The sequence below is a fragment of the Paraburkholderia sp. SIMBA_027 genome, from assembly GCF_046535315.1.
In the GTDB taxonomy this organism is placed as follows: Bacteria; Pseudomonadota; Gammaproteobacteria; order Burkholderiales; family Burkholderiaceae; genus Paraburkholderia; species Paraburkholderia tropica.
Genome location: NZ_JAWRWY010000002.1, coordinates 579,128 through 601,472 on the forward strand (window position 1 = coordinate 579,128; position 22,345 = coordinate 601,472).

25 protein-coding genes are annotated in these 22,345 nt (G+C 64.8%); 15 read left to right on the top strand and 10 right to left on the bottom strand.

The window, feature by feature from the left end:
* Positions 1-150 precede the first annotated feature (150 nt).
* From hydA to SB764_RS05550, 5 genes are read right to left on the bottom strand one after another with little or no spacing between them, the layout of a single operon-like run.
* Positions 151-1,575: a dihydropyrimidinase gene (gene hydA, locus SB764_RS05530; protein ID WP_321855293.1), complete on the bottom strand. Its 1,425-nt coding sequence runs from the start codon at positions 1,573-1,575 to the stop codon at positions 151-153.
* Positions 1,572-2,564, bottom strand: a complete 993-nt coding sequence (locus SB764_RS05535; protein WP_065065463.1) for a dihydrodipicolinate synthase family protein — start codon at positions 2,562-2,564, stop codon at positions 1,572-1,574. Before SB764_RS05535 ends, hydA begins: the two co-directional genes overlap by 4 nt.
* Positions 2,561-3,769 (bottom strand): NAD(P)/FAD-dependent oxidoreductase, encoded by a 1,209-nt coding sequence (locus SB764_RS05540; protein ID WP_231957781.1) that lies wholly within the window; start codon positions 3,767-3,769, stop codon positions 2,561-2,563. Before SB764_RS05540 ends, SB764_RS05535 begins: the two co-directional genes overlap by 4 nt.
* Positions 3,766-5,190, bottom strand: a complete 1,425-nt coding sequence (locus SB764_RS05545; RefSeq protein WP_410862865.1) for an FAD-dependent oxidoreductase — start codon at positions 5,188-5,190, stop codon at positions 3,766-3,768. Before SB764_RS05545 ends, SB764_RS05540 begins: the two co-directional genes overlap by 4 nt.
* Entirely contained in the window at positions 5,183-5,497 is a 315-nt protein-coding gene (locus tag SB764_RS05550) for a (2Fe-2S)-binding protein (protein ID WP_231957782.1), read from the bottom strand. Before SB764_RS05550 ends, SB764_RS05545 begins: the two co-directional genes overlap by 8 nt.
* A gap of 146 nt (positions 5,498-5,643) precedes the next feature.
* Between SB764_RS05550 and SB764_RS05555 the strand changes: the two genes are divergently transcribed.
* The 5 genes from SB764_RS05555 to SB764_RS05575 all read left to right on the top strand — a co-directional run bounded on the left by SB764_RS05555 (position 5,644) and on the right by SB764_RS05575 (position 9,912).
* Positions 5,644-6,471, top strand: coding sequence for a transporter substrate-binding domain-containing protein (locus SB764_RS05555; protein WP_410862867.1), 828 nt, complete (start codon positions 5,644-5,646; stop codon positions 6,469-6,471).
* Positions 6,472-6,555: 84 nt separating this feature from the next.
* Positions 6,556-7,224, top strand: a complete 669-nt coding sequence (locus SB764_RS05560; RefSeq protein WP_065065466.1) for an amino acid ABC transporter permease — start codon at positions 6,556-6,558, stop codon at positions 7,222-7,224.
* Entirely contained in the window at positions 7,224-7,913 is a 690-nt protein-coding gene (locus SB764_RS05565) for an amino acid ABC transporter permease (protein WP_321893535.1), read from the top strand. Before SB764_RS05560 ends, SB764_RS05565 begins: the two co-directional genes overlap by 1 nt.
* Positions 7,891-8,628 carry an amino acid ABC transporter ATP-binding protein gene (locus SB764_RS05570; RefSeq protein WP_074982509.1) on the top strand — a complete coding sequence of 246 codons (738 nt, stop codon included), beginning with the start codon at positions 7,891-7,893 and terminating at the stop codon, positions 8,626-8,628. The genes SB764_RS05565 and SB764_RS05570 overlap by 23 nt, the downstream gene beginning before the upstream one ends.
* Positions 8,629-8,679: 51 nt before the next feature.
* Positions 8,680-9,912 (top strand): ArgE/DapE family deacylase, encoded by a 1,233-nt coding sequence (locus SB764_RS05575; RefSeq protein ID WP_321900903.1) that lies wholly within the window; start codon positions 8,680-8,682, stop codon positions 9,910-9,912.
* A gap of 69 nt (positions 9,913-9,981) precedes the next feature.
* Here SB764_RS05575 and SB764_RS05580 read toward each other — a convergent pair whose 3' ends face one another.
* A complete protein-coding gene (locus SB764_RS05580) occupies positions 9,982-10,638 on the bottom strand; it encodes a GntR family transcriptional regulator (protein ID WP_082991695.1) in 657 nt (218 codons plus the stop codon).
* Between the two features lie 112 nt (positions 10,639-10,750).
* Here SB764_RS05580 and SB764_RS05585 point away from each other — a divergent pair, with 112 nt between their 5' ends.
* The 8 genes from SB764_RS05585 (at position 10,751) to SB764_RS05620 (ending at position 16,819) form a co-directional block, all read left to right on the top strand.
* Positions 10,751-10,975: an FmdB family zinc ribbon protein gene (locus tag SB764_RS05585; RefSeq protein WP_074982515.1), complete on the top strand. Its 225-nt coding sequence runs from the start codon at positions 10,751-10,753 to the stop codon at positions 10,973-10,975.
* A 156-nt stretch (positions 10,976-11,131) separates the two neighbouring features.
* Entirely contained in the window at positions 11,132-11,875 is a 744-nt protein-coding gene (locus SB764_RS05590) for an IclR family transcriptional regulator (protein ID WP_065057973.1), read from the top strand.
* A 68-nt stretch (positions 11,876-11,943) separates the two neighbouring features.
* Positions 11,944-12,996: a cyclase family protein gene (locus SB764_RS05595; protein WP_065057977.1), complete on the top strand. Its 1,053-nt coding sequence runs from the start codon at positions 11,944-11,946 to the stop codon at positions 12,994-12,996.
* Between the two features lie 58 nt (positions 12,997-13,054).
* Positions 13,055-13,756, top strand: a complete 702-nt coding sequence (locus SB764_RS05600) for an SDR family oxidoreductase (protein WP_065057976.1) — start codon at positions 13,055-13,057, stop codon at positions 13,754-13,756.
* A 2-nt stretch (positions 13,757-13,758) separates the two neighbouring features.
* The gene (locus tag SB764_RS05605) at positions 13,759-14,769 is read left to right on the top strand and encodes a 3-hydroxyacyl-CoA dehydrogenase (RefSeq protein ID WP_410862871.1); all 1,011 of its coding nucleotides are present in this window, start codon (positions 13,759-13,761) and stop codon (positions 14,767-14,769) included.
* Positions 14,770-14,837: 68 nt separating this feature from the next.
* Positions 14,838-16,166 (top strand): short-chain fatty acid transporter, encoded by a 1,329-nt coding sequence (locus SB764_RS05610; protein WP_110326745.1) that lies wholly within the window; start codon positions 14,838-14,840, stop codon positions 16,164-16,166.
* 55 nt (positions 16,167-16,221) lie between these two features.
* On the top strand, positions 16,222-16,506 hold the full coding sequence (catC, locus tag SB764_RS05615; protein WP_065057970.1) for a muconolactone Delta-isomerase: 285 nt from the start codon (positions 16,222-16,224) through the stop codon (positions 16,504-16,506).
* 16 nt (positions 16,507-16,522) lie between these two features.
* Positions 16,523-16,819, top strand: a complete 297-nt coding sequence (locus tag SB764_RS05620) for a YciI family protein (protein ID WP_065057969.1) — start codon at positions 16,523-16,525, stop codon at positions 16,817-16,819.
* Between the two features lie 102 nt (positions 16,820-16,921).
* Here SB764_RS05620 and SB764_RS05625 read toward each other — a convergent pair whose 3' ends face one another.
* The 3 genes from SB764_RS05625 to SB764_RS05635 all read right to left on the bottom strand — a co-directional run bounded on the left by SB764_RS05625 (position 16,922) and on the right by SB764_RS05635 (position 20,892).
* Positions 16,922-18,358: a purine-cytosine permease family protein gene (locus SB764_RS05625; RefSeq protein WP_410862874.1), complete on the bottom strand. Its 1,437-nt coding sequence runs from the start codon at positions 18,356-18,358 to the stop codon at positions 16,922-16,924.
* A gap of 142 nt (positions 18,359-18,500) precedes the next feature.
* Positions 18,501-19,640 (bottom strand): acyl-CoA dehydrogenase family protein, encoded by a 1,140-nt coding sequence (locus SB764_RS05630; protein WP_410862875.1) that lies wholly within the window; start codon positions 19,638-19,640, stop codon positions 18,501-18,503.
* Positions 19,633-20,892, bottom strand: coding sequence for a CaiB/BaiF CoA transferase family protein (locus tag SB764_RS05635; protein ID WP_410862877.1), 1,260 nt, complete (start codon positions 20,890-20,892; stop codon positions 19,633-19,635). Before SB764_RS05635 ends, SB764_RS05630 begins: the two co-directional genes overlap by 8 nt.
* 140 nt (positions 20,893-21,032) lie before the next feature.
* Between SB764_RS05635 and SB764_RS05640 the strand changes: the two genes are divergently transcribed.
* Complete coding sequence (locus tag SB764_RS05640) at positions 21,033-21,944, top strand: LysR family transcriptional regulator (RefSeq protein ID WP_110326737.1); 912 nt, start codon at positions 21,033-21,035, stop codon at positions 21,942-21,944.
* Positions 21,945-22,026: 82 nt separating this feature from the next.
* On the opposite strand, the gene SB764_RS05645 is transcribed toward SB764_RS05640, so the two are convergent.
* The gene (locus tag SB764_RS05645) at positions 22,027-22,179 is read right to left on the bottom strand and encodes a hypothetical protein (protein WP_410862896.1); all 153 of its coding nucleotides are present in this window, start codon (positions 22,177-22,179) and stop codon (positions 22,027-22,029) included.
* On the opposite strand from SB764_RS05645, the gene SB764_RS05650 reads away from it, so the two are divergent.
* On the top strand, positions 22,118-22,246 hold the full coding sequence (locus SB764_RS05650; protein WP_410862892.1) for a DUF1328 family protein: 129 nt from the start codon (positions 22,118-22,120) through the stop codon (positions 22,244-22,246). The genes SB764_RS05645 and SB764_RS05650 overlap by 62 nt on opposite strands.
* Positions 22,247-22,345: the final 99 nt, after the last annotated feature.

Sequence of the window (22,345 nt, forward strand, 5' to 3'; positions counted from 1 at the left end):
TTAATGCGAGCCGCGCCAAATGACGCGACGTCCGCAATGCGTGTCCTCTTTTGCTTGAATCGTGCGCGAACCGATCTCCGCATTGGCCGCGCGTTGAACGGCGCGAGACCGGCTATCGACGATGCAAACGCACGCCAGGCTCCCGACGCCCTACCAATGCACGCCCAGTTCTCCGCGCGCGACAAACTGGCCTTGGCCGCTCGGGCCCACCCACTCGCCATCTTCAATCAGGCATTCGCCACGCAGCAGCACGGTCTTGACCTGCCCCGTCACGTTGCGCCCTTCGAATAGCGTGAAATCGCACGCGCCATGCTGCGTTTCAGCGCTGATCGTCTGCGTGGCGTCGGGGTCGAACAGCACGATATCGGCGTCGCTGCCCACCGCAATCGTCCCTTTGCGCGGAAACAGTCCGAACAACTTCGCCGGCGCAGTCGACGTCAATTCCACGAAGCGGTTCAGCGAAATGCGGCCCGTGCCCACGCCGCCGTCGTAGACCACGGTCATGCGCGTCTCCACGCCCGGCACGCCATTGGGAATGCGCGAAAAGTCGTTCTCGCCGAGCGGCTTCTGATTCACGCGCCCGAGATGGCCCTCCTTCAAGCAATATGGACAATGGTCGGTCGAAATGAGTTGCAGGTCATCGGTCTTGAGCGCGGTCCATAGCGCGTTCTGCGACTCCTTCGAGCGCAGCGGCGGGCTCATCACGTAACGCGCAACATCGAAGCTGTCGTCGGCGTAGGCGGAATCGTCGAAGAAAAGATAATGCGGGCAGGTTTCCGCGAACACGGGAATCCCCAGATCGCGCGCCTCGATCACGTGCTTGAGCGCTTCCTTCGCGGACAGATGCACGAAATACACCGGCGCCTCCGCAAGTTCCGCGAGCTTGATGCCGCGATGCGTGGCCTCGCCTTCCATCAGCGCGGGGCGCGTGAGCGCGTGATAACGCGGCGACGTGTGGCCTTGTTCGAGCGCCTCGCGAATCAGCAGGTCGATGACCGTGCCGTTTTCCGCGTGCAGCGCGATCATGCCGCCGTGCTGGCCGACCATGCGCATCGCGCGAAAGATCGCGGCATCATCGGACATGACCGTACCCGGATACGCCATGAACATCTTGAAGCTCGACACGCCTTCGTGACGGATCGCATAGCGCATGTCGCCGAGCACCGATTCGTCGACTTGCGTCACGATCACATGAAAACCGTAGTCGATATGCGAGACCGACCCGGCCTTGGCCTGGGCGCGCGCGATCGCGTCGAGCGGGCTCGTACCGGTTTCCTGCAACGCGAAATCGATAATGGTGGTCGTGCCGCCGAACGCCGCCGAGCGCGTGCCCGTGTCGAACGTATCGCAGGTGACCGAGGGGCCGAAGGTGTTTTCCATATGCGTGTGCGCATCCACGCCGCCAGGCAGCACGAGCCGGCCCGTCGCATCGATCACGCGCGTGTCCGGCCCGGCTTCGAGCCGCGCGCCGATACACACGATGCGTTCGCCCTCGATCAGGATATCGCCGTGATAATCGTCGACAGCGGTGACGATGCGGCCGCCGCGGATAAGGGTTCGCTTCGCTTGGGTCATGAATGGCTCCGGTGGGAAACTGCGGAATCGGTGAGATCGGCTGAATGGGCTGAATCCTTGTGCAGCGCGTGCGCGAGCGCGGCTTCGAGCGCGTGCATCTCCTGCGCGTCGAGCGGCGCAACGGGCGGCCGCATCGCCGCCCCAGGCAGGTGGCCGAGCAGATGCAGACACGCCTTCAGGCGCGCATTCGCGAGAAAGCCCGGCGCGGTGCCGTAAATCGCTTTCGCGAGCGGATACACGCGCTCGTGCACCTTGCGCGCGGTCACGAGATCGTTGCTCTGCATCGCGCGATAAAGTTCGACGATCAACTCCGGCACCACGGCCGCGAGACTCACGAGCGAGCCCTCGGTACCCACGGCGAAACAGGTCATCAGATGCTCGTCGCCCGACGCCATCACCGCGACGTGCGGCGCGAGCGCCTGCACCAGCCGCCGATTCGCCTCATAACGCGCGGTCTCCCAACTGCCCTCCTTGATCGCGACGACGTTCGGCAACGCGACCAGCGCCGCCAGCATCTCCGGCGTGTACGCCATCGCCCCCGTACCCACCCCGGCCTGATAGAGCATCAGCGGCAACTGGGCGTTCGCGTTCGTGATGCGATGGTGCGTGACGACCGTCGCGAGATCGGTGGAAAGCGTCCACGAATACGGCGGAAACAGCAGCAGCGCGTCGGCGCCCGCCGCTTTTGCGTCGTCGGCATGCGCCTGCGCCTGATAACTGTCCTCCGAATTGATACCGGCGACGATGATCGACTGCGCGCCGCACACCTCGCGTGCGATCTCCACCACACGACGCTTTTCCTCGCGCGAAAGCGCGAAGTTTTCTCCGGCATGGCCATTGATCAGGAGTCCGACAATTCCATCGACCGACGCGACCTGCGCGAGATGACGGCGCAGCGCCGCTTCGTCGAGGTGGCGGCCCTCGGCGTCGAGCGGGCACAGCGTAGCGGCGTAGACGCCATGAAAGGGAAATTCTCGTGCGGGAATCATGGCTTCGGTTCTCGGTGAGCGCTGGAATGCGTGGACTGGGCACCCGGCGCGACGACCAGCCGCGCGGGATCGAAAAGCGGTAAATCGGGCTCGCTGCCGAGCATCGCCTGCGCGAGCAGCTTCCCCATGAACGGACCGCTCGTGTAGCCGGAATGCACGCAGCCGATCACCCAGGCGGCGTCGTGGCCCGGAATCGGCCCGAGCATCGGCATGGCGTCGGCGGTTTCCGATTCGAGGCCGAGCCAGATGCGCGCCACGCGTGCGTTCGCGAGCGCGGGGATCACGTGCTGCGCGAGGCGAAGATTGCCTTGCAGATTCTGCGGAATGGTTTCGACGGGGCCGTTCACGCGGTCGCCCACGCCTTGCCAGCCGCCGCCGATCAGCACCGTGCCGTTGTCGAACTGCTTCATCGACAGCAGCCCGTTGGCGATGCTCAACACGGTCCGCATCACGGGCGGTAGGCGTTCGGTGACGATCAACTGGTTGACGAGCGTTTTCACCGGCACGTGCACGTCCAGCATCGCGAGCATCGGTTCGAGCCACACGCCGCCGGCGAGGACGAGACGCGCGCCGTCGAGACGCTCAGGCGTGCCATCGCGGCGCTCGGCGTGCACGCGATACGCGCCCCGCTCGCGCTCGATGCGGCTGACCGCCGCGTATTCGACGATCTCGACATTCGCCGCGCGCAACGCCGCGCGATAGGCGCGGCCGGTCAGATACGCGCTCGCGAAACCGTCCATTTCGCAGTGCGCGGCTTCGAGCATGGCGGGATTGAGACCCGGCTCGACAGCGAGCGCGGCGGCAGGATCGAGCAAGCCGATCTGCGCGCCGTATTCGCGCCGCGCGGCGGCCCGCGCGCGCAACAGTTCCTGCTCGGCGGGCGTGAAGGCCAGCGAGAGGCCTGGCGCCGCGGTCGCGGCCACGCCCGCGCCGAGCCAGCTTTCGGCGTTCATCCACATGGGCCATGCGCGCATGGCGTAAGGCACGAGTGCGGCGCGCGTCATATGCAGCGTGAGCGTGCCCGCGTTCACGCCGGACGCCGCGCGGCACAGCGCATCGCGTTCGACGAGCGCCACGCGCATGCCACCGCGCGCGAGAAACAACGCGGTGGTGCAGCCCATCACGCCGCCGCCGACCACGACGGCGTCGAAGTCGCGCGCTGCTTGCGCGTCGGTCGCTGCGTTCGAATTGATTGCGGTATTCACAGCGGCGCCGCCTTCGGAATGGGAATGTCGTCGTAGGTGTAGGTGCCCGTGAGCGCGGCGACGGAGACCGGACGCAACGGCGTGCGCGCCGACCATGCGCCCACGTCTTCGCGCGTCTTTCCAGGCACGCAATGCGTCAGCAATTCAGCGGCGACGTCGCCGCAACTGCGACCCTGACACGGCCCCATGCCGCAGCGCGTCCATGCCTTCAGTTGATTGGCGTCCTGCGCGCCGGCTTCGCAGGCGGCTTCGATGTCCGCGCGCGTGACGTCCTCGCATCGGCATACGGTCGTGTCCGGGCCGATGCCTTGCACATGTCCCTCGCGCAGCGCCATCAGACGCGCCATCGCACGACCGAAACGCGCGTCGCGTTCGTGCGCGGCGCGCGCCGACGCGAGCGCGGCATCGGAGACGCCGGACGGGTTCGCGCCGAGATCGCGCGCGCATGCGAGTCCGGCGAGCGTGCCGTGCGCGGCGGCGGCCGCCGCGCCCGCGATGCCCGCGCCGTCGCCGCAGACGTAGAGGCGTTCGCGCGAGGTGCGGCCATCGCGGTCGATATCGGCGATCCAGCCGCCCGCCGCACGTTCGTATCGATGGCGCGCGCGCAGCAGCCGCGTGATCTCCGTCGACGGCACGAGGCCGTGCCCCACCGCGATACAGTCCACGTCGACGGTGCGCCGTGCGCCGGCGACCGGACGCCCGCTCGCATCGCAAGGCGCGAGCGTCGCGCGCAGGCGCTCGCCCACGGGTTCGACGCGCTCGAGCGTGTGACGCGCATAACGCGGCGTGCCCGCGCGGCGAATCGCGCGCCACCACGCAATACCTTGCGCGAGCAAGTCGGGACGCGTGACGAGCGCGGGCAGCGTGCGCAGCCAGTCCGCGCTGCTCGCGAGATCGGCGATGGCCACGACTTCGCCGCCGCCCGCGATCGTCTTGCCCGCAACCGCCGCGAGCAACGGACCGCAACCCGCCACCAGCGTCGTGCGCCCTGGCAGCACGCCCTGCGCCTTCAAGAGAATGGTCGCCGCCGCGAGGCCGATGACGCCCGGCGTCGTCCAGCCGTCGAACGGCACGACGCGCTCGGTCGTGCCCGTTGCGACGATCAGCGCCCGCGCGGTGCAATGCAACGGGCCGTCCGGCCCGACCGCATCGACGCGATAGTCGCCCGTCACGGCCCAGACCGAATGCGCCGCGAAGACACGCACGAGGCTCGCGGCCAACGCGTGCCGCAGCGCGTCGCCGGCCTGGCGGTCGGCCTCGCCGTGCGCCGGGATGCCCCCATGCGGCGCGCGATACACCTGGCCGCCCGCCTGTGCGTTCTCATCGAACAAAGCGACAGCAAGGCCGCTCGACGATGCGGCGAGCGCCGCTTGCACGCCGGCCGGCCCGGCGCCGATCACGATCAGGTCGAACTCATTCATGGCGCGCCGGGCCCTTGTCCAGATCCACGGTTTCCACGCGCATCTGCGCACGCACGGGTGTTTGACACGCCAACGCGCGCCGGCCGTCCACCATCACGAGACACTCCTGACACGAACCCATCAGACAAAACATGCCGCGCGCGCCGTGCGCCCGGGGACTCGTGCGCAGGCGCCGGATACCCGCCGCGAACAGCGCCGCCGCGACGCTCTCGCCGTCGCGCGCGGACACGGGCCGCCCGTCGTAAATCAGCTCGACGCACGGCGCGGCGCGCAGACCGTGCACATGCATCCCATCGTCCGAAGCCATCTTTTTCACCTCGCTTGACAAGGAATTTAGGCGATGTTTTGATCCTATCGTATACGAACCGTATACGACAAATCGCCAAAAATAAGGCGCACGCGCAGACGGTTCGTCACCTCGATCCACCCTCACGCTTCTCACGGAGTCAGCAGATGAAACCTTCGATGTTGGGACGCATGCTCGCCGCGACGGTCGCGGCAGCCGCGTTGTTCGGTTCTACCGGCGCTCACGCGCGCACGCTCGACGAAATTCTCGCCTCGAAAAAAATCGTCTTCGGGATCAATCCGAACCTGCCGCCGCTCGGCACCTATGACGCCAAGAACAACATCGACGGCTTCGACGTCAGCGTGGCGCGCAAGATCGCCGACGGCCTTGGCGTGAAGCTGGAAATCGTGCCGGTCGGCTCGAACGACCGCGTGCCGTTTCTGATGACCGACAAGATCGACGCGGTGATGGGCGGCATGACGCGCAACGCCGACCGCATGAAGGTGATCGATTTCACCGACCCGGTGAACACCGAAGTGCTCGGCGTGCTGACGACGGCGGGCAAGCCGTACAAGGACTGGACGCAACTCAACGACCCGTCGGTGCGGCTCGTGCAGGTGCGCGGCACGACGCCGGTGAAGCTCATTCAGGACAAGCTGCCGAAGGCGCAACTGCTGCTGCTCGACAACTACCCGGATGCCGTGCGTTCGATCGCGCAAGGCCGTTCCGACGCGCTGATCGACGTGCTTGATTTCATGCTCAGTTATACGAAGCAATATCCTGTTAAGTGGCGCGTGGTCGATACGCCGATCGAAGTCGATTACGACTGCGTGGGCGTGAAGAAAGGCAATACGGCGCTGATCGAACGCCTGAACAAGGAGATCGCGGCCATGCAGAAGTCGGGTTACATCGCGTCGAGCTGGAAAACCTGGTTCGGCAGCCCGATGCTGTACGACCCGACCGCCGCGCCGCCCACCGTCGCCGCCGCGCAGTAAGCAACACGCTCGCGGGCGCTGCAAGGCAGCCTGCGAGCATTTCACCTTGATTGTTTATTTCCGCTTCCAGGGAGCGCCCACGACATGACGCTTCAATTCGGGCCCGTTCTCGAGCAATGGCCGTATCTGCTCGGCGGCGCGTGGCTCAGTCTGCAGATCGCCGTGCTGGCCTTCGCGTTCGGCATGCTGATCGGTCTCGCGTGCGCGTCGATTCAGCGTTTCGGGCCGGCGTGGCTGAGCCGCATCGTGCGCCTGTACGTGACGTTCGCGACGAATACGCCGCAACTCGTGCAGATATTCTTTCTCTTTTTCGCGCTGCCACAAGCGGGCATCACGCTCTCGCCGTACGCGGCGGTGCTGATCGGCGCCACGTTCAACGCGGGCGCCTATCTTTGCGAAATCCAGCGTGCCGGGTTTGCCTCCGTGCATCGCACGGAAATCGAGGCGGCCGAAGTGCTGGGCTTTTCCTCGCTGCAAATCGTTCAGCACGTGATCTTTCCTCATGTGGTCAAAGTCATGTTCCCCCCCTTGTCGAACCAGTTCATCATGATGACGCTCGGCACCTCGATGGCGTCGGTGTTCGGCGTGGAAGAACTCACCGGGCGCACGTACAACATCAGTTCGGAAACCTATCTTTCCGTTGAGGCATTCACCGTGACGGCAGGGATTTATATCGTCATCACGCTGCTGGCCACGCTCGCGCTCGCCATCTTCGGCCGATACGTGTGCCGCGCCAGAGTGAAGGTGTGGTGATGGCAGATTCGACCATTCAGGAAATCGCGCAGCTGTTTTCGCATTACAACCTCCTGCTGCTACTGGAGGGATTCGGCACCACGCTCGCGCTCTCCGCCATCGGTTGCCTCGCGGGATTCGCGGGCGGCTTCGCGATTGCCGTCGTGCGCGCGACGCGTTCGCGCGCGGCCGCCCCGTTGCGCGTGCTGGCATTCGTCTGGTGCATGCTGTTCCGGCGCGTGCCCTTTCTCGTCACGCTGATGCTGGTGTTCTTCGCGACGCAATCGCTCGGTGCGAATTTTTCGACATTCACGGTGGCGCTCGGCAGCGTGTGCCTGATCGCAAGCGCGTATCTCGGGGAAATCGTGCGCAGCGGTCTCGACGCGGTCCACCGCAATCAATGGGAAGCCGCGCAAACCCTGAACTTCAGTTTCATGCAGACGCTGCGCCACGTCGTCATGCCGCAAGCGTGGCGCGTAATCCTGCCGCCGACCTTCGCGTTCTTCGTCATGTTCATCAAGGACACCGCGCTGGCCTCGCAGATCGGCGTCATGGAACTGACGTCGGCGGGCAAAGTGCTCAGCAACAAGGGATTTTCCGCGACGTTGGTGTACGGCACGGTACTGGTGCTCTATTTCGCCATGTCCTATCCACTCTCGCGTCTTGGTAAGCGCCTGGAGAAGAATTTTGCCGCAACTCGAAATCGTTGATCTCAAAGCATCCTATGGCACGCAAACGGTGCTGGAGCGCATCAACCTGCGTGTCGACAAAGGCGAGATCGTCAGTCTGATCGGGCCGTCCGGCTCCGGAAAAAGCACGCTGCTGCGCGTGCTGATGGGCCTGCTGCCGCCCGAAGCCGGTGCGGTGCGCCTGAACGGCAAAGAAGTCGATTACGCCAGCAAGGCCGCCGTGCGTGCGCTGCGCTCGGACATCGCCATCGTGTTCCAGCAGTACAACCTGTTCCAGAACATGAGCGTGATGGACAACGTGACCATCACGCCCACGCGTATCAAGGGCTGGCCGCGCGCCGAAGTCGAGCGCGACGCGAAGCGGCTGCTCGAACGCGTGGGACTCGGCCATCGCCTGAAAGCGTATCCCGACGAATTGTCCGGCGGACAGCAGCAGCGCGTCGCCATTGCGCGCGCGCTCGCGCTCAAACCCAAGGTCTTGTTTCTCGACGAAGTCACCGCAGCGCTCGATCCCGAACTCGTGAACGAAGTGCTCGACACGATTCGCGAACTGGCCTCGGACGGCATCACGATGTTTATCGTCTCGCACGAAATGAGCTTCGTGCGCGAAGTTTCGTCGAAGGTCGTGTTCATGGCGGGCGGCCATGTGGTCGAAACCGGTACGCCGCAGCAGATCTTCGACGCGCCGCAAGAAACGCGCACGCGCGAGTTCGTCGGCAAGATCCTGCGCCATTAACGGCATGTTCGGGCGTTTGCATCAAACGCCCCTGTTTTCAAGGCAAATCGAATGACAGACGCACACTTCACAACTGCATTGTTCCAGGCCGTCGATCACAACTTCGACAACGAGATCGCATTTCTCGCCGACCTCGTGCGCCGCCCTTCCGACAATCCGCCCGGCTACTGCGCCGAGCACGCCGAACTCACCGCGCAGGCGCTCGAGGCACTCGGCTTCGACGTCGAACGCCATCGCGTGCCGACGCCGGTCGTCGAGCGCGCGGGCATGATCAGCGTGACGAATCTCGTCGTGCGGCATCGCTTCGGCGCGGGCCCGGTGATCGCGCTCAACGCGCACGGCGACGTGGTGCCGCCCGGCGAAGGCTGGAGCGCCGACCCTTATGGCGCGGAGATTCGCGACGGCTGGATGTACGGGCGCGGCGCGGCCGTCTCGAAGTCCGACTTCGCAACCTACGCGTTCGCGCTCAAGGCGCTGATCGACGCGCGCGCGCCGCTCGCCGGCACGGTCGAACTGCACCTCACCTACGACGAGGAAAGCGGCGGCCTGATCGGTCCTGGCTGGTTGCTCAAGGAAGGCATCGTGAAGCCCGATTACGCGATTTGCGCCGGGTTTTCCTATGCGATCACGACGGCGCACAACGGCGCGATCCATCTCGAAGTGACCGTGCGCGGCAAGTCGGCGCATGCGGCCCGTCCGGACACCGGGCACGACGCGCTCGAAGCCGCCGTGCGCGTGCTCAACGCGCTGTACGCACATCGCGAAGACCTGCGCCAGATCCGCTCGGCCACGACCGGCATCGAGCACCCGACGCTCGTGGTCGGGCTGATCGAAGGCGGCATCAACACGAACGTCGTGCCCGACAAGGTGACCTTCCGGCTCGACCGCCGCGTGGTGCCCGAAGAATCCGCGCAAGACGTGCTGGCGCAGTTGCGTGCCGTGATCGAGACGGCCGCGGCGCTGCCCGGCATCTCGGTCGAGATTCGCGAAGTGCTGGTGACGTCGCCGCTGCGTCCGATCGACGGCGCGCAGCGTCTCACGTCGGCGTTGCAGGCGGCGGCGGAAGTCACGCTGGGCGCGCGCATCCCCGAGGAAGGCGTGCCGCTCTACACCGATGCGCGGCTGTATTGCGAAGCCGGCGTGCCGACGGTGATCTACGGCGCCGGTCCGCGCACGCTGCTGGAAGCGAACGGCCATCGCGCGGATGAGCGCGTCAAGGTCGAGGACGTGCGGCTGGCCACGCGCACGGTGGCGCTGGCGTTGACGAATCTGCTGGGCGTTTGAGCCATCGGGAAAGAAGCGGCGCGCAGGCGCCGCTTCTTGTGACGCGACTGCGCGGCGTGGCGACCGGATTCAGCCGACCGATCCTTCGGCAAGCCGTTCGAGCACGAAACGGCGCAGATTCTGAAGATGCGTGCGCATGGCGCTGCGTGCGAGATCGGCATCTTCCGCGAGGCAGGCTTCGAGAATCGCGACGTGTTCGGCGCGATCTTCTTCGATCCGGTTGAACGGCGTAGCAAGTTCGAACAGGCGGCTGTTCGTGCGCACGATGTCGATGGTGCGCGCCAGCACTTCGTTGCCGCCCGCGCGCGCCATGAGCGTGTGAATCTGGTCGTCGACCTGCCAGTGCGCCTGCTCCTGCTGGCCACTGCTCAGGGCACGCGTTTTCTTGATGAGCGCCTGAAGCTGCTTCTTGTCGATCTTGCCGACCGCGAGACCCACGGCTTCGACTTCGAGCATCTCGCGCACTTTCATCGCCTGAAAGTATTCCTGCACGCTCACGAAGCGCACGGAATAGGAACGCGCGCCTGCGCGCACGAGCAGGCCTTCGCCTTCGAGACGCAGAAGCGCCTCGCGCATGGGCGTGCGCGAGATCTTGAGATCTTCCGCGAGCCGCCCTTCGACGACGGCGCCGCCGCTGCGCAGGGCCTTGTCGAGAATCATGCGGCGCAGCGTCTGATAGGCGAGCTCGCCTAACTTCTCTGAACTGGATGTGGACGGATTGGACACGATATCGAATGACAATGTTATGCGCTAAGTATACGGTAAGTATACGATCAGGCATAGAGCGCAGGACGAGCGCTCACGCTCCACGCCCTGAAATTTGAACGAGGAAGGTGACATGCCCCTGTACGACTATCGATGCGAGCGTTGCGGTGTCTTTGAATGCACGCGCAGCGTGGCCACGCGAGACAGTGCGCCGCCGTGTCCGGAATGCGGCGAGGCCACGCAACGCGTGACGGTGACGATGCCGCGACTGGCTCGCTCCTCGGATCAGGACAGCCAGGAGACCCCGCCCGAAGGGCGCTACGGCATGCGCCACGCAGCCGCGTGTTCCTGCTGTTGAACGCCGACTCCAACGCGTTCGCCGCGAGCGGCCGGATCGGCACGCGCTGCCCTGCGGTCGCCCCACGCATCGGCTTCCGGCTGGCGCTCCGGTCGTTTTAGGTGTTTACCCGTAAGCGTATTGTCAGACCGCTATCGATATGTCGATAATGCTATCATGGATGTGAAAACCGCAGTCCGCGTCTTCGACGTGATCAACCTCTTTGCCGAAGTCCGGCAACCGATGATCTACAGCGAAATTGCGCGTCGAACCGAGATCCCGCTTTCGAGCTGTCATGCCCTGTTGCAGACGATGGTGGCCAAGGGCTACCTCTACGCGCCGGGCGTGAAGGCGGGCTATTACCCCACGCAACGCCTGCTGCACGTCGCGCGCGACATCTGCAGCGAGGACCCGTTGACGCTGATGTTCCAGCCGCTGCTCTCGGCGCTGCGCGACGCGACCGGCGAAACCGCCGCGCTCGCCACGCTCGCGGGCAATCGCGTCGTCTATCTCGACGTGATGGAGTCGCGCCAGAAGATCCGCTACAGCGACGAGCCCGGCGGTTTCATGTCGATCGCGAGCGCCGCGGGCAAGGCGCTGCTCGGCGCGCTCGCGCCCGCCGCGCGCCGCAAGCTGCTCGACAGTTGCTCGCCGCCGCTGCTCACGACCGACGGCCGCGAGATCGACCGCGCGGTGTTCGAGCGCGAAGTCGACCAGGGCGTGATCGACGGCTGGCATCGCTCGACGGGCGAAAGCGTGGAAGACGTGGCCGGCCTCGCGCGCGGTTTCCTGATTCACGGCGAAGCGTTCGCGCTCGTCATCGGCGCGCCCAAGGCGCGGCTCTTGAAGAACGAGCAGCATGCCGTGCAGGCGCTGCTCGAGGTGTACGCACAAATCCCGCCGTCGCTGCTCGCGATCTGAGCGCGCCGCCGCGCCATATCGTGCGCCGCGTGCGCCGCGCGCGAAGGCGGGGAATGGAGGAAGACAGCATGCGTTGGAAGAATCGGCCGGACGGCTCGAACTGGGGCGACTTCGGTCCCGACGATCAATTGGGACGCCCCAACCTCATCGGCACGGAACAGGTGCTCAAGGGCGCGCGCGAGGTGCGTGCGGGCCTGAGCTTCACGCTCTCGCTGCCGCTCGACTTTCCGGGCGAGAGCAAGCTCAACGTGCGCCGCCATCCGCCGGTGCTGCGCCCCACGATGCGCGACGGCCTGCCCTACGTGAATTTCCCGTTCGCGCGCAACGAAGCGGGCGCGACCGATGTCGTCAGCGACGACCAGGTGCTGCTCTCGCTGCAATATTCGACGCAATGGGACGCACTCGCCCACGTGGGCGCGCGCTTCGACGCCAATGGCGACGGCGTGGCCGAAAGCGTCTATTACAACGGCTATCGCGCGAACGAGCACATCGTCGGGCCGATGGACTATCGCGCGGAAAACAACTTCGCGCCGCACGCCTGCGGCGGCGAACACAGCCACGCGGATGTGCTCGGCATCGAGAATCTCGCGGTCAAAGGCATGCAGGGCCGCGGCGTTCTGATCGATTTCGCCGCGCATTTCGGGCGCGAATTCCGCACGGTCGGCTATGACGATCTGATGCGCGTGATCGAAGCGGACAAGGTCGAAGTCGAACGCGGCGACATGCTGGTGCTGCGCACGGGCTTCGCCGAAATGGTGCTCGAAATGAATCGTCAGCCCGACGAGGCCGTGCTTGCGAGCCATTGCAGCGCGCTCGATGGCCGCGACGAAAAACTGCTGCAATGGATCACCGACACGGGCATCGCCGCGCTGGCCGCCGACAACTACGCGGTCGAGCGTTATCCCGCGCGCGCACCGGCCACGCCGGGCGAGCATCCGCTGATGCCGCTGCATCATCACTGCCTGTTCAAGCTCGGCTTGCCGCTCGGCGAGCTTTGGTACTTGCGCGATCTCGCGTTTTGGCTGCGCGAGCATGGGCGCACGCGCTTCATGCTCACCGCGCCGCCGCTGCGTCTGCCGGGCGCGATGGGTTCGCCCGTCACGCCGGTCGCCACGGTGTGATTCGAATTTCAATTCGATTCCTTTTAGTTAGCATTCCTGCTATTTTCGATTGACCGACATGGCTAAAGAACGAGTTCTGATCACCGGCGGCGCTGCCGGCATCGGTGCGGCATGCGCCGCGCGCTGCGAAGCCGACGGCTACGAAGCGGTCGTGATCGATCGCATCGGCGACGGCATCATCGCCGATCTTTCGGATACGCAGGCGACGGCCGCCGCGCTCGAACGCGCGCTGCAAGGCGGCCCCATCACGCGCCTCGTCAACAACGTGGGCGTGGTGCTGCCCGCCGACGCCGAACATCAGACGCTCGACGAACTCGAACGCGCGTGGGCGCTTAACGTGCGCTGCGCGCAGCAATGCATGCAGGCGCTGTTGCCGGGCATGAAGGCAGCGGGCTTCGGGCGCATCGTCAACATGTCGTCGCGCGCGGCGCTCGGCAAGGAATTGCGCACCGCGTACTCGGCGACCAAGGCCGCGCTGATCGGCATGACGCGTGTGTGGGCGCTCGAACTGGGCGCGTTCGGCGTGACCGCGAACGCCATCGGTCCCGGCCCGATCCGCACCGAACTCTTCGACCGCGCCAATCCGCCCGGCGCGCCGCGCACCCAGGCGATCATCGACGCCGTGCCCGTCAAGCGCGTGGGCACGCCCGACGACGTCGCGCACGCCGTTTCGTATCTGCTCGACGCGCGCAGCGGTTTCGTGACCGGCCAGGTGCTCTACGTGTGCGGCGGGATGACCGTCGGCGTCGCGGGAGTCTGACGATGTCACCGACTTCGTCGAACGCCATCGCTTCCCCGCAAGATTCGCGCCGCGCGGGCATCGTCGGCGCGGGCAGCATCGGCGTGGCCTTCGCCGTCGTCTTCGCGCGGGCGGGCTGGCGCGTGCGTCTGTTCGATCCCGACGCGCAACGCCGCGCCGCCGCGCCCGCCGAAATCGCGCTGCGTCTCGACGACCTCACGCGTTTCGCGCTGATCGACGAAAGCGCCGCGCAAATCGCCGCGCGCGTGGAGATCGTCGATACGCTCGAAGCCGCGGCCGCCGACGCCGATCTCGTGCAGGAATGCGCGCCCGAGCGCGCGGAACTCAAGCGCGACCTGTTCGCACAACTCGATCGCGCCGCGCCCGCGCAGGCGATCCTCGCGAGCGCTTCGTCGTTTCTCGCGGCGTCGAAATTCGTCGACGAAAGCCTGCCGGGTCACGCGCGCTGTCTCGTCGCGCATCCGGGCAATCCGCCTTATCTCGTGCCGGTGGTCGAGATCGTGCCCGCGCCCTTCACGTCGGCGGCGGCCACCACGCGCGCGATCGCGCTCTATGGCGAAGCGGGCCTCATGCCCGTGCGCGTGAAGCAGGAAGTCGCCGGCTTCATCTTCAACCGCCTGCAAGGCGCGGTGCTGCGCGAAGCGTATTGCCTCGTGCGCGACGGCGTGGCTTCCGTGGACGACATCGACACCGTGATGCGCGAAGGACTCGCGCCGCGCTGGTCGGTGATCGGTCCGTTCGAAACGGTCGATTTGAATACGCGCGGCGGCATTGCTTCGCACGCGCAAAAGATGGGGCCGTCGTACGAACGCATGGGCGCCGAGCGCGGCCAGCACGATCCGTGGACGCCCGAGCTGGTCGCTCAGGTGGAAGCCGCGCGCCGCGCTGCGCTCCCGCTCGATCAATGGGACGCGCGCGTGGCCTGGCGCGACCGTCAACTGATGCAACTCGCGCGTCAGCGCAAAACCGCTTCGAACAAGGACGCCGACACGCCCAACAGCCGCGACGATTGAACCACACGCTCGCGGCATGGACCGCGAGAGAGACCCAAGAACTACTACGAATTGAAAGAGACACAGCCATGCAAAGAGTCACCGCCTTCTTCACCGAGCTGATGCGCCGGTATCTGCCCGATCCTTTTGTCTTCGCCATCGGCCTGACCTTGCTCACGATGGCGCTCGCCGTGATCGTCCAGGGCCAGGCTGTCACCGCGCTCACCACGAGCTGGGGCAAGGGCTTCTGGGCGCTGCTCGCGTTCACCACGCAAATGGCCGTGATTCTCGCAATGGGTTACGTGCTCGCGACCGCGCCGCTCACGGACCGCTTTCTCGATCGCCTCGTCTCGCACGTGAATTCGCCGCGTATGGCGATCATCGTCGCGACGCTGGTGGGCGGCATCGGCAGTTATCTGAACTGGGGCTTCGGTCTCGTGGTGGGCGGCATCGTCGCGCGCAAGCTCGCGATGCGCGTGAACGGCGTGCATTATCCGCTCATCATCGCCTCCGCCTATAGCGGCTTCACGCTCTACGGCCTCGGGCTGTCGGCCAGCATTCCCGTGCTGATCTCGACGAAGGGCCATCCGCTCGAAGCACAAATGGGCGTCATTCCGTTGTCCGAAACAATCTTTTCGCCGACGATGCTGATCACGAGCCTCGTGACCATCATCACGCTGCCGCTGCTCAATGCGTGGCTGCATCCGAAGGCCGGCCAGCCCGTGAAGGAAATCGACCGCGCGCGCGAAGCGCAGTCGAAGGCGGACACACCCGCCATCGACGTGGACGACGGCAAAACGCTCGCCAACCGCCTGAACAACAGCCGCGTGCTGAGCTACGTGATCGGTCTGATCGGCATGGGTTATGTGGCGCTGCATTTCGTGCAGGGCGGCAGCATCGACCTGAATCTCATCAACTTCTTCATTCTGTTCCTCGGCATCCTGCTGCTCGGCACGCCGATCCGCTATGTGGAGAAACTGAACGAAGGCATTCGCACGATCAGCGGCATCATTCTGCAATATCCGTTTTATGCGGGCATTATGGCGATCATGGCGTCGTCGGGGCTCGTCAACACGTTTTCCGAAGCGTTCGTGAAAGTCGCCACGCCGGCCACGCTGCCGTTCTGGGGCTTGATCAGTTCGTTCGTGATTAACTTCTTCGCGCCCTCGGGCGGCGGCCACTGGGTCATTCAAGGCCCGTTCATGATCGAGGCGGCCAAGACCCTCGGCGCGTCGGTCGGCCATACGTCCACGGCCGTGATGCTCGGCAACGCGTGGAACGATCTGGTGCAGCCGTTCTGGATTCTGCCGGCGCTCGCGCTGTCGAAACTCAAGCTCAAGGACATCATGGGCTACACGGTCATCATGATGATCTGGATCGGCATCGTGTATTCGGCGGCGATTCTCATCTGGGGCTAACGCTCGAACCGGCATTTTTCTTCGCTCGCCTCATTCGAATCAACAGGAGTTCACGATGCTGTTTCTCGTTCATATGCAAGTCCAGATTCCGGCCGACACCGACAAGGCTTTCGCCGACGCGCTGAAGGCCGAGGAAAAGGCCTTTTCGCAGAAGCTCCAGCAGGAAGGCAAATGGCGCCATCTGTGGCGCGTGGTGGGCGAGTATGCGAATTACAGCGTATTCGACGTGGAATCGAACGACGAACTGCACACGATGCTTTCCGCGTTGCCGCTGTTCCCGTTCATGAAGATCAGCGTCACGCCGCTCGCGCAGCATCCTTCGGCCATTGCGCCCAATTAAGCGGAGTGCGATTGCCATGCCCTTTCTGATCGAAACCTTCGACAAGCCCGGTCACGCGCATGTACGCGCCAGCGAGCGCGAGGTGCATCTCGCGTTTCTCGAAGCCAACAAGGCGCTGCTGCTCGCCTGTGGCGCCAAGCTCAACGACGACGGCAGCAGCGCGGGCGGCGGCATTTATATTGTCGACGTTGAAACGCGCGACGCGGCCGAACAGTTCATCGCCCAAGATCCGTTCTGGAAAGTGGATCTGTTCGAGCGCGTGAGCATCGTGCGCTGGCGCAAAGCCTACGTGGACGGCACCTGCTACCTCTGAGCACGACGCTCGTTTAAAGCATCAACCCTCGGACGGCGCCGTGCCTGTACGGCGCCGCTGTTTGGCCCGGCGTGCGCCCCTCCTGCGCGTCTGGGCCGTTTTTTATCGGGCTTCGATACTGCCCGCCGCTTCCGGCAGGATCATCTGCTCGGGCACGTTCGAGCGGGCAAACCGCGTCGCGCAGTAATACAGTGCGCCCGGCACCACGATGCCGACGATCCACGAAATATCCACGCCGCCCAGCCGATCGACCCAGGGCCCCGTATAAAAGCCCGTGGCGACAAACGGCAACTGCACCAGCACGCCCAGCACGTACACCGCGATGCCCACGCCGTTCCAGCGTCCATAGCGGCCATTCGCGTCGAACAGCGCCGGGACGTCGTAGCGTTCGCGCGTCACGCAGTAGTAATCGACGAGATTGATCGCGCTCCACGGCGTAAAGAAGATCAGCAGAAACAACAGAAACGACGAGAACGCTTTCAAAAACGCGTGCTGCCCCGCGAGCGCGATCGCGCTTGACACGCTCACCGTGAGAATCACAAATGCAATCCGCGTGCGGCCCGAAATCTCGCGGCGCTGGCCGATGCCGGTAATGATCGCCGCCACCGACATCACGCTGCCGTAGGCATTGAGCGTGGTGATCGTGAGCTTGCCCAGCGCGATCGTCAGATAGAGAACGCCCGCGATCGCACCCGTTGCGCCGAGCCCGACCACGAAGGCCACCTCGTGGCCCGCGAAGCGGTCACCCGCCAGCGCGGCGGCGAACACGCCGAAGGTCATCGCCACCTGCGCGCCGACCACCGTGCCGCTGAACACGGCGAAAAAGGTTTTCAGCGGCGACGTCGACTTCGGTAGATAGCGCGAGTAATCGGCCACGTAAGGGCCGTAAGCGATTTGCCACGACGCCGAAAGCGACACCGCCAGCAGAAACGAAGCGGGCGTGAAATGCCGGTTGGCCGCCAGCGTCGCCCACGCGTGACCGTGCAACAAACTCGCGAACAGATACAGAAACGCCAGCGTGCCGACCACGCTCGCCACACGCCCCATCGCATGTATGGTGCGATAACCGAGACCCGCCAGCAGGATCACGATAGCCGCGAAGATCAGGATGGCCGAGGTATTGCCCACGTTGAGCAATTCAGCAATCGCCTGCCCGGCCAGCACGGTGCCGCCCGCCGAAAATCCCACATACATCACGCAAACGAGCACGAGCGGAATAATCGCGCCGTACACGCCGAATTGCACGCGACTCGAAATCATTTGCGGCAAACCGAGTTGCGGACCCTGCGCGCCGTGCAGCGCCATCACGACACCGCCCAGCAATTGCCCGATGAGCAAACCGATAACCGACCAGAAAACGTCGCCGCCCAATACCACCGCGAGCGCGCCGACCACCACGGCGGTGATCTGCAGATTCGCGCCGAACCACAGCGTGAACTGACTGCGCAGGCTGCCGTGGCGTTCGGCGTCGGGAATATAGTCGATCGAGCGCCGCTCGACCAACGAGGCTTTTGCAGTACGTGTTGCGGTGCGAACCATGCTTCGCTCCTTGTGGGCAGAACTGCTGGGGTATGAGGGTGCGAATAAAACGGCTTAAAAGAACGGCTCGATGAATTTATATGAACAAAAACTGTGTGTGCCAGACTTGATAAACCCTGTGTGCGTCCGGCATCCGCAGCACTCAGGCGAGCACGGCGCGCGCGATCACCGTGCGTTGAATCTCCGATGAACCTTCGTAGATGCGCAGAATCCGCGCGTCGCGCACGAGTCGCTCCAACCGCAGCTCGCGCGTGAAGCCGTATCCGCCATGCATCTGCAACGCGGCGTCGGTGACGAATCCCACCATTTCCGAGGCGTAAAGTTTCGCCATCGACGCGGCATCCGTGAACGGTTCGCCCGCGCCTCGCCGCGCGGCCGCCTGCAAGGTGAGCAACCAGGCGGCTTCGAGCCGCGTCTTCATATCGGCGAATACCCACTGCAAGCCTTGCTTGCGCGCGAGCGCTTCGCCGCCCACTTCGCGTTGCTTCGCCCATTCCACCGCGTCGGAGAGCGCCGCTTCGGCAATGCCGAGACTCGTCGCCGCCACGTCGAGGCGGCTGTTATCGAGCACTTTCATCGCCGTGCGAAAACCCGTGCCCTCTTCGCCCAGACGATTCGCCTCAGGCACAAAGCAATCGAGCGCGACTTCGTGCGCCGGTGCGCCGCGTATGCCCATCAGCTTTTCCGCGCCTGAAATGGTGACGCCCGGCGTGTTCGTATCCACCACGAATGCGCTGATGCCGCGCGTGCCCTGCTCGGGCGACGTCTTCGCATACACCACGATAAAGTGCGCCGCGCCCGCGTTTGAAATGAAATGCTTGGTGCCGCGCAGCCGGTAGCCGTCGCCTTCGCGCAGCGCGACGGTTTTCATGCCCGCGGGATTCGAACCAGCCTGGGGTTCCGTCAACGCGAATGCGCCGAGTTTGACGCCCGCCGCCGCGTCGGGCAAATAGCGCTCGCGCAATGCGTCGTCGGCGCCGATCAGCAGCGAGTCGGTGGCGAGATAATGCGCGCCGATCATCGACGATGTGGCTGCGCATGCGGCCGCGATTTCCGAAAGCGCGAGGATGATCGCGGCAGGCGTCGCGCCAATGCCGCCCCATCGCTCCGGCAGATTCATGCCCATCACGCCGAGTTCGGCGAGCGCGCTCACGTAGCGCGTCGTGGCGATTTCCTCGTGATCGACCTGTGCCGCGCGCGGCGCAAGTTCGGTTTGCGCGTAACGGCGGATTGCATCGGCGATCTCCAGATCGGCGTCGCTCACGCCCAGTCGCTTAAGCATGCGTCTTCTCCTCTTTTATTTCGTTATACGAATCTTTGTTCGCGTGATGATGTAGCGCGGCGATTGCACCGGCATCGCAAAACGCGGCGATCTGTTCGTCGTCGAGTCCAAGCTTTTGCGACAGCACGGCCAACGTATGCTCGCCGAGGCGCGGCGCGCGCGTCGAACGCGTGTTCGGATACGCGGAAAATTTCACCGGCTGGCGCGGCAGACGCACGGTCTTACCGTTGCCTGAAGGTGCGTCGATCAACAAGCCGCGTTCGCGCGCCTGGTCGCTTTCGAGCGCCGCGCGCACGCTTTGAATCGGCGCGACAGGAATGCCGGCGTCGCTCAACGCCGCGTTCACCTGTGCGACGGTCAATTCGCTCGACCATGCTTCGATACGCTCGCGTAGCGCCGCTTCGTGTTCGCAGCGCAAACTGTCGCTCTCGAAGCGCGGGTCGCCGGGCAGTTCCGGCGCGCCGATCGCCTGCGCCAGCCGCGCAAATAGCCGGTTATTCAGCACGGCCACGACAAAGTGGCCATCGCACGCGCGGAATGCCCCGAACGGCGCCGATGACGGATGGCGATTGCCCACGCGCCGCTGCGAAGCACCGGTCGTGGCGTAGCGCGAGACGAGCGTGGCGGTCAGGCTCAGCGTGGCGTCGAACATCGCAACATCGACGTGCGTGCCTTTGCCCGTGCGCTCGCGAGCCAGCAGCGCGGCGAGCACGCCCCACGACGCGAAGATGCCGCTCACCACATCGGACACCGATTCGCCGATGACCGTGGGTTCGCCATCGGGCGCGCCGGTCGCGTCCATGAGCCCGCACATCGCTTGCAGGATGATGTCGTAAGCGGGTCGATGCGACTCCGGGCCGCTCTGCCCGAAGCCCGACACGCTCGCATAGACGAGCGCCGGATTGCGCGCCGCCAGCGTCTCGTAGCCAATGCCGAGCCGCGTCGCCACACCGGGGCGAAAGTTCTCGACCACCACGTCGGCCTGCGCGCAAAGCGACTGCGCGAGCGCGCGCCCCGCGTCGGTCTTCAGGTCGATCACGACGCTCTGCTTGTTACGGTTCATCGCGCTGAACAAGCCGCTTTCGCCTTCCGCGAAGGGGCCGATCGCGCGATAGTCGTCGCCGCCCGGCGGCTCGATCTTGATGACCTCCGCGCCCAGATCGCCGAGCAGCGCGGAGCACAGCGGCCCCGCCAACACGCGGGAAAAATCGATCACACGAATACCTTGCAGCGGCAACACGGAATCAGTCACGGCGGAGTCTCCTGAACATCCGGTCGAGTCGACCGGTGAGCCGATTCTGCACCGCGCCAGCCATAAGATAAAATACTGTAATAAATTAACGCCTATACGTTTTTTATATAGCCTCGCGCGCACCGATCCGAGCTAGCCGAATGAGCCTTTCACTGCGACTGCTGCGTTACTTCGCCACCGCCGCCGAAACCGGCAGCACGACTGCCGCCGCCAAACATCTGAACGTTTCGCAGCCGTCGATCTCGGTGGCCATCCGCGAACTCGAAGCGCATTTCAGCGCGCCACTGTTTTCGCGTGACGCGGGCACGGGCATGACGCTCACGCAGTTCGGGGAGCGCAAACTCACGGAAGCGCGTGCGCTGCTCGCCTCGGCCTCGGCATTCGAAACCGACGACACGGGCGACGAAGACGGCGGCCACGTACAGGTAGGCGTGTTTCGCACGATTGCGCCGGTCTATCTGCCGCGCGTGCTCAAGATCGCACAAGCGCGTTTCCCGCGCCTGTCGATCCGGTTCGTGGAGGGCGATCTCGCCCAGCTCGACACCTGGCTGCACAAACGGCAGATCGACTTCGCGCTGATGTACGACGTGGGCCTGCCCGACGACATCGAACGCGAGTGTCTCGCCGAACTGAAGCCGTATGCGCTGGTGCCCGCCGACTCCGCGCTCGCGAAGCGCAAGCGCGCCGTATCGCTGCACGATCTCGCGAAAGAGCCGTTTATCCAGATCGACCTGCCGCAAAGCCGCGACTTCCTGATGGCGCCGTTCTGGCAATGCGGGCTGTCGCCCAACGTGCGTTATCGCGCGACCTCGATCGAACTCGTTCGCTCGATGGTGGCGAGCGGGCTGGGCGTTTCGCTGCTCATCACGCAAAGCCCCGGCGTGGCGCAGACGACGCTCATCGCCGAACGCCCGATCCGCGAATCGACCATCGTGCAGCCGCTCGTTATCGCGCGCCCTGCTCGCGCGGCGCACACGCACGCGTCCGATCTGCTTGCGGCATGTGTGCGCGAAGCCGTGGCGCAGGCCATGCGCGAGCGCACCGGGCGTTGAAGCGCCGGCGAAACCGCTCCGGGAACACCGTTTGCTCTCTGTCCGGAAGGTCAAACTGGCCTTGGCCGGGCGCCTGAAGCAATCAGGCGGTGTCCGGCTCGCCCACGCTCGTCAGGAGAAAACGAATGCTCAAGATGGCATTGTTCTTTGCTATTGTGGCCGTTGTTGCGGCCTTGTTTGGTTTTACGGGAGTCGCCGCCGGTGCGGCCGCGATCGCCAAGATTCTGTTTTTCATTTTCCTCGTGCTATGCATCGCGTTTCTGGTGCTCGGTGTCTTCGTGGCTAAAAAGATCGTCGATTAGCCGTTCGTCGCGTTCGTCGATTAGCGCGTCAATCAGCGCGTCAATCAGCGCGTCAATCAGCGCGTCAATCAGCGCGTCAATCAGCGCGTCAATCAGCGC